Annotated in this window: 5 protein-coding genes; all 5 read right to left on the bottom strand. The window is 58.9% G+C overall.

Annotated elements, in window-relative coordinates:
* Positions 1 to 54 precede the first annotated feature (54 nt).
* Complete coding sequence (locus ACOSYY_RS15945) at positions 55 to 588, bottom strand: hypothetical protein (protein ID WP_421663651.1); 534 nt, start codon at positions 586 to 588, stop codon at positions 55 to 57.
* A gap of 14 nt (positions 589 to 602) precedes the next feature.
* Positions 603 to 2270, bottom strand: coding sequence for a glycosyltransferase family 9 protein (locus tag ACOSYY_RS15950; RefSeq protein WP_421663653.1), 1668 nt, complete (start codon positions 2268 to 2270; stop codon positions 603 to 605).
* Positions 2267 to 4084: a CgeB family protein gene (locus tag ACOSYY_RS15955; RefSeq protein WP_421663655.1), complete on the bottom strand. Its 1818-nt coding sequence runs from the start codon at positions 4082 to 4084 to the stop codon at positions 2267 to 2269. Before ACOSYY_RS15955 ends, ACOSYY_RS15950 begins: the two co-directional genes overlap by 4 nt.
* Positions 4081 to 5238, bottom strand: a complete 1158-nt coding sequence (locus tag ACOSYY_RS15960) for a glycosyltransferase family 9 protein (protein ID WP_421663657.1) — start codon at positions 5236 to 5238, stop codon at positions 4081 to 4083. The genes ACOSYY_RS15955 and ACOSYY_RS15960 overlap by 4 nt, the downstream gene beginning before the upstream one ends.
* A 42-nt stretch (positions 5239 to 5280) precedes the next feature.
* Positions 5281 to 5986 (bottom strand): tetratricopeptide repeat protein (locus tag ACOSYY_RS15965; RefSeq protein ID WP_421663659.1); only part of this gene is annotated, 706 nt, incomplete at its 5' end.

Here is a 5986-nt window from a genome sequence, read left to right on the forward strand (position 1 = left end):
CCCATCAATCGAGCACGAAGAGGCTGAGTCGGTGACAACGGACACCATCTGCCGTCACCCCCGGGCATCCAACCGGGGCAGAATTTCGTACTCCAAGAGATCCGCCAGACGAATCTGATCTTGATCCGTCCGCGCTTCCAAAAGCTGCTGGACCCAAGGCGTCAAGGTGGAGACTCCTGTCCCCGCTTGCATGGTAGCCGACGCTCCGTCTACAAATTCGAGATAATCCGCCAGCTGCCCCAGCCAGGCATCGAGCGCGGAAAGCGGCGCCCGTCCGAATCGAAGCGCCGAGAGCAAGGCCGAACCCTCGGTTCGCAGAGTCTCTGCGTACTTACTTATTGACCCTTCGGCAGCTCGTATAAGCTCCGGCACCGGCTGGGACACCGCCGTCAGCTGCCGAAAGCGCGCGACTGATTCGGCGAGAAACGCAGGGTCCAAGTCACGATCCGTGATCGTACGATGGTCGAGCTGCAGTTTGGTCACGATACGAGATCGGGCATGAGCACGTTCACTGACTTCCGTCAGCACATTTACCATCGTCAAGGGGGCGTCGACTTCCCAGTGGTCTTGATCGAGCGTGATTTGCATGGGTCGGTCTCCTCTCATTCGATGCCTGCATACGACACAGCTACGATTGAACTTGGGGCGGACGCTTCTCGCAAGGACGCGAGGTGGGACGCCACGAATTCAGTCTCGCGGCGCCAGCGATGATACGCCGCCGCGTGATGCTTCGCCATTCGCCCCAGCCCTTGCACATTGTCCTGATGCAACAGGCGGAGCGCGGCCGTAGTTAGCGGCTTTGTAGCCCACGTCGCCATACCGGCCTGAGCCACCTTCTGACGTTCCTCCGCTTGCGCCCGCTGCAGCGCTTGGATGGATTGGACTGGAAGCGGCGTTTGTCCGGTGAGCCGCACAATGTGGTCTGCCCGTCGGCAAAGATTGTTGAGCGGCGGCATCATCGCCCGAATACACGCCACTCCCTCTCCGATGTCCGGGACAAGACTATTTAGTGTCGGCAGCCGGCTCGGCCGGCCGGTGAACGACTCATACCAGCGGCGGCGCCAGAAGGCCGCATACCACGCCACCGTTGCATCTTCGCGACCGGAGACGAGTTCAAAGCTGCCCAATTGATCCGCATCGACACCCGACCGATACAAGCGATAGCCCGGCATGGCCAAGGGCAACGGGCCCTGTCCCACCACATGCAGCATGACATCGGCGACCGCGTCGACCGGCAGACGCTCTTTACAAGCGTGGTGCGAGCAGACCTGATCAAACCCGCATGGTGCGCACTCGAGATCCGGCTGGAGAACCCAATGTCCCGGCCCATACGGACCGGTCTCCTGAAAATCCACGTGACCGACCGACAGATCAATGACTGGAATCTGTACGCTCACGGCCAAATGCATCGGTCCTGTATCGTTTGTAAGCAGCAGACTGCACCTCGCGAGGAGGGCGACAAGCTGCGTGAGCGTCGTTTGTCCGACGGCATTCTTAATCGCGCTGCGCCCATTCGCCTCTCGATATGTCCGAATGACGTGGGCGATCGTGTCCTGTTCCGATGACGATCCGATGAACAAAATCCCGCCATCCCAATGCTTGCTGAAGCGAGCCAGCGTCACACCGAAATGCTGTGGTCGCCATGCCTTCATGACATCGCTCGCGCCTGCCTGAACCGCGATCCATTTGCTCTCCGCCCCATTCGGACCAGACAGAAAACGTACAGCCCAGTCTGTACTTTCAGCCGGCGCCGTCACATACAGTGGCGCAAATGAGCCCGGCCTGCTTCCACCCATTGCGTAGATGTCGACGAGGTTGAATCGATTGATCCGGCGGATCTGATGAATATCGGTAAAGTACGCCATCCAGGGATTGTCGATGACCGTACCGCCGTCCCAAGCGCTCCGGGCGCCGCGGATATCAGTCGCGCCGATATAGTCAGCCAGGAGCGCGCTGGATCGTTTGAACGTAAGATTAATGATCCGATCGTAGCGACGCTCTTGCAAATCGTTGGCCCACGATGCGACCTCTCGATACAGCGTAACGATATCTTTGACGCAGGCCCTACTCTCCTCGATCAAAGTATGAAAGTCATAGGCAATGATGTCGCGCAAGCCGTTCAACATGGACGCGACCGGCGCGAATTGACGATCCACGACGAGGTCTACCGCCACGCCGGGCCATTCGTCTCGAAGGCGTGCCAACAGGGTGCCCATCTGCACGAGATCGCCCATCCGCGTGACATTGATGATCAGGACCTGCCGCGTCATACGAGATCTCTCATTTCCGCTCGATAACTATCCAGCATCAAGACCAGCAGTTCCTCTCGCGCCAGTTCATGTCCCGCGCCTTTCGCCTTGATCTGGGCCGCGACGTCTTTGAGCTCCACCCGCTGATCTGGAGGAAATCGCCGAAGGATCGCCACAAGTTCGGTGGGCGCATCCACACGTTGCGTTAACGCGCCGGCGTTACGATCGCCGCGTATCATGGTTCCTATGCGATCGGGCTGATGTATACCGATCGTAGCCAAGAGTTCTCTCATGCGATGTTCGTACGTATGCTGCGCGAGCACGCGACGACGCGCGGCCTCAGCGATCTCGCGCCGACCGGTCGCATCGTCGAGCCAGGTTCGGATGAGCGACGGGACTTCGGCCGCCATGGTGAACCGGATCATCTCATTGGTGGCAAAGAGATCGGACAAGAGTGATCGCTCGTCGACCAGCTGAAACGCACCGCAAGCAGCCAATTCGAATGTCCGAGGATTGACGAAATCAGCCTCCGGATCGAGTCCATCACCGGCACAGGAATGAAGATTCAGGTTGATGGACGTGGCGTTGAAAATTTTCATGCAGGCCTCCATATCGATGCGGGCGCCGCCGCGCTGGAGCACCGAGGTGAGACCATCCGCGCCTTCCCATTCATTGCCCCAGAGCTTGAACGACCAGTCGTTCGATAACCACCGGGGAAGCAAGGTACGCCGATTGGCGTAACCGGCTCCGACGAACGACACATCCGCGCCGTACTCGTCCTGTTCAGCAACGGTGAGCCTCAGCGGTCGATGCAGGGCGGGATCGGCCGCCATCGGCAGATAGGTGATATGGCGCGCCCCTGCCCGCTTCAGCGCTTCAAAACACGAGGCCTGCTGGATGACGAACCAATAGTCATACCCGCCTGCCAATTGCCGCCAGTAGGTCAGATGTCGGTAATTTTCGACGAACCACATCGCGGTGAGAAATTTTTTCTTGCGTAGATGCTCGAGTACGGCCAGATTCATCGGCGCCTGGGCGAGCGCCAACACAAGGTCCGGCGGATCTTCGGCGAGATGCGTGACAACGCCTACACTCAGCATATCAGCAAACCGGCTCTGCATTGTGAGACGATGGCGAGGCTCGTGATAAACCCCGAACGCCTCGTAACTCGCATGATGCGGATTCTGATCCAGCCAGCTGACCCGATGGCCCAGCGATTCCAGCGCTGCGACCGTATGGCGTGCGATCCCAAGCGAGCCGCCATAGATCGGCCCGACGACGGCGACATGAAGCCGGCCGGCCTGCTTGGCCGCTATGATCCGTCGGAGCCCCGCTTCCAAATCGCGATGAGCGTCGCTGTGCAGACAAGCAGCCGGCCCATACGTCATGAACCGGAGCGGCGCCGACTTTGCGGCCAACTCCTCTGCCATTGTCACCGGCGTTCCCCACATCCATTCGACACTGTCGATCCAGGCCCCCAGAGGCCTAATCATCGCGGCGTCCTTGAGTTCAGCCACATTGGGTACGATGACGGCCAGCATCGTCCCTTGCGGCTTCAGAGCAACCAAGGCTTCGACGTGATATAGCAAGCCGACGCCGAGCACGACTCCGAGCTCGCCGGCTTTCCATTCGTGCAATTGGGTTTCGGCCCAAGCTTGGGCTTCTTTACGCGGATCGTATCCGCTATGGACCCACCGTCCTCCGCGCGTAGCCGATGGACTCCCCTCTCGAGAAGGCACGACTGTCAGCAGACCACCAGAGATTTCCTGCGTAGCCTGGACAAGCGCTGGATACCGCTTGCGGAGACCTTCGAGATTCTGCGCCAGATAGTTCATGAGAGAGCCGGCTCCAGTTCATGCCAGAGTACTTCACGTTCACGCGGTGGAATGGCTGATTGGCCGACTGGCGCATAATAGGCGCCCCATGTATCGCAGTGGCTTGTCCAGACACTCCAGCCTACGGGCGCATGGTGCCCCTGCTCATGTATCGCGGCAATGGTTTCGTCTATTGGCCAGGTCTCGTTCTTCCTCTCTAATCCCTCGGCTTGCCATACGACATGATGGAAGCCGTACGGTCCCGTTTCATGGACTCGTGCTCGAGCAAAATACAAACCGATCACTGGCCTGCCGAGGGCCGCAGCGAGATGCAGAGGACCTGTGTCCGAACCGATGACTCTATGGCATCGAGCGAGAACTGCCGCGAGTTGAGACAGCGAGGTGCGACCTGTCGTATCCCAAATCCGTCCCAAAGCCGATGACGGCAGCGACGCTTGCATCTCCGCGGCTCGTTCTCGTTCTGTGCCGACAAGTACAACACGGCCTTGCGGCATGGATGCAAGAAATGAGGTCATCCACCGCCGCCACACCTCCATGGGCACAAATCGCTCGGCCTCCCCGGCTCCCACAATGAGCGCGATCCACGGAGCGCCCTGTTTGCCGATAGGTTCCAAATCGCCAGGCAATCGGACTGCGGGAGGATCGAGCATGACGACACACCCTGGCGGAGAGACTCCGCAGAGTCCGCAAAATGCATCAGCCAGGTGCACACGCTGTCCCAGACGCCGCTGCGCCACATCGCGTACGTAGGCTGCCCAAGGTGTCAACGTCTCACCGAGCGGCCCATGCAGAAATGGTCCCTTGACCTTACGAGCAAGTAAGGCGCCGGCCACGAGCGCCCGGCGATGTTGGTTGAGAACATAGGCGCAGTCGTACGGATCCGGTGCTAATGCGGTCAGCGATGCAGCGACTTCCACAAGATGCTCCGCCCGTAGGTCCTGCTGAGCGGCCAGCGCACGCCGTTGCCAGGCCGCTCCGTCCCACTCGAGAACCTTCTCGATGCCTGGAAACAGACGTCCCACTTCGGAAAGATGAGACGGACAGAGCAGATCGAATTGCGTCTCGGGATAACGGGCGTGGAGCTGCGTGATCGCCGGCAGCGATTGCAGAAGGTCACCAAGTCTCGCCAATTGTATGACTAGTGCCCGTGACATTCTTCCTATCACCTATCTGACCTGAACCGATTGAAGACTCTTTCAGATCCGAGATTTAACCGACTCTGCCGGAATAAGATGGTGAATCAATTCATCATTCGCCCCCTCCGTCAGGAGCACGGCTTGTTTTCCTGCAATCATCTGGCCGAGTTGATCTAAGCCATCGTAATCCGGCGAAAGCGTCCGAAGTGCATCGCATTCCCGGCGAGCGGCCTCGATTCGCTCACCCCTCAGCAACACGCCGGCAAAGGCAAATCGCACGGCTAAGTCGCCAGGATTTCTTGTTACATATCGATGTAATTGCTCACCCAACTCTTGCCAACGGTTTTGCGCCGTGCCGGCACGGAGCAGCCAATGGATCGCCTCGGCATCATCGGGATTTTCAGCCAACACCTCGAGAAACCGTTCCCAGGCTCCTTGTGTGTAGGACCTTCCCATTGCCGCCATCCCCATTCCCATTAGACATTTTTTGCGATCGGCGCCTTCCTGCCGTGCCGAAGCGAAAGCACGCTCCGCCTGCTCGTATTGTTCCCGTTGCATGCAGAGAATGCCTTTGAGCAAGAGTCCTTCCGCATGGTTCGGTGAAGATGAGAGCAACGATTGCAGATGGCTGTCGGCACCTTGCAAATCCTTTTCCTTCAGTAAGGAGCGGATGAGCGACAGTCGTTCATTCGGAGCTTCTTCCAGGGCAAGATAACGGGAGAGGAAGGATTGTCGCAGTGTCGGTTCCTGTAGATGTTCGCAGACA

This window comes from Nitrospira sp. BLG_2 (assembly GCF_049222245.1).

Bases quoted from the DNA above. Each gene is read 5' to 3' on its own strand.
- ACOSYY_RS15945 (WP_421663651.1), bottom strand. From the start codon at position 588: ATGCAAATCACGCTCGATCAAGACCACTGGGAAGTCGACGCCCCCTTG.
- ACOSYY_RS15950 (WP_421663653.1), bottom strand. From the start codon at position 2,270: ATGACGCGGCAGGTCCTGATCATCAATGTCACGCGGATGGGCGATCTC.
- ACOSYY_RS15955 (WP_421663655.1), bottom strand. From the start codon at position 4,084: ATGAACTATCTGGCGCAGAATCTCGAAGGTCTCCGCAAGCGGTATCCA.
- ACOSYY_RS15960 (WP_421663657.1), bottom strand. From the start codon at position 5,238: ATGTCACGGGCACTAGTCATACAATTGGCGAGACTTGGTGACCTTCTG.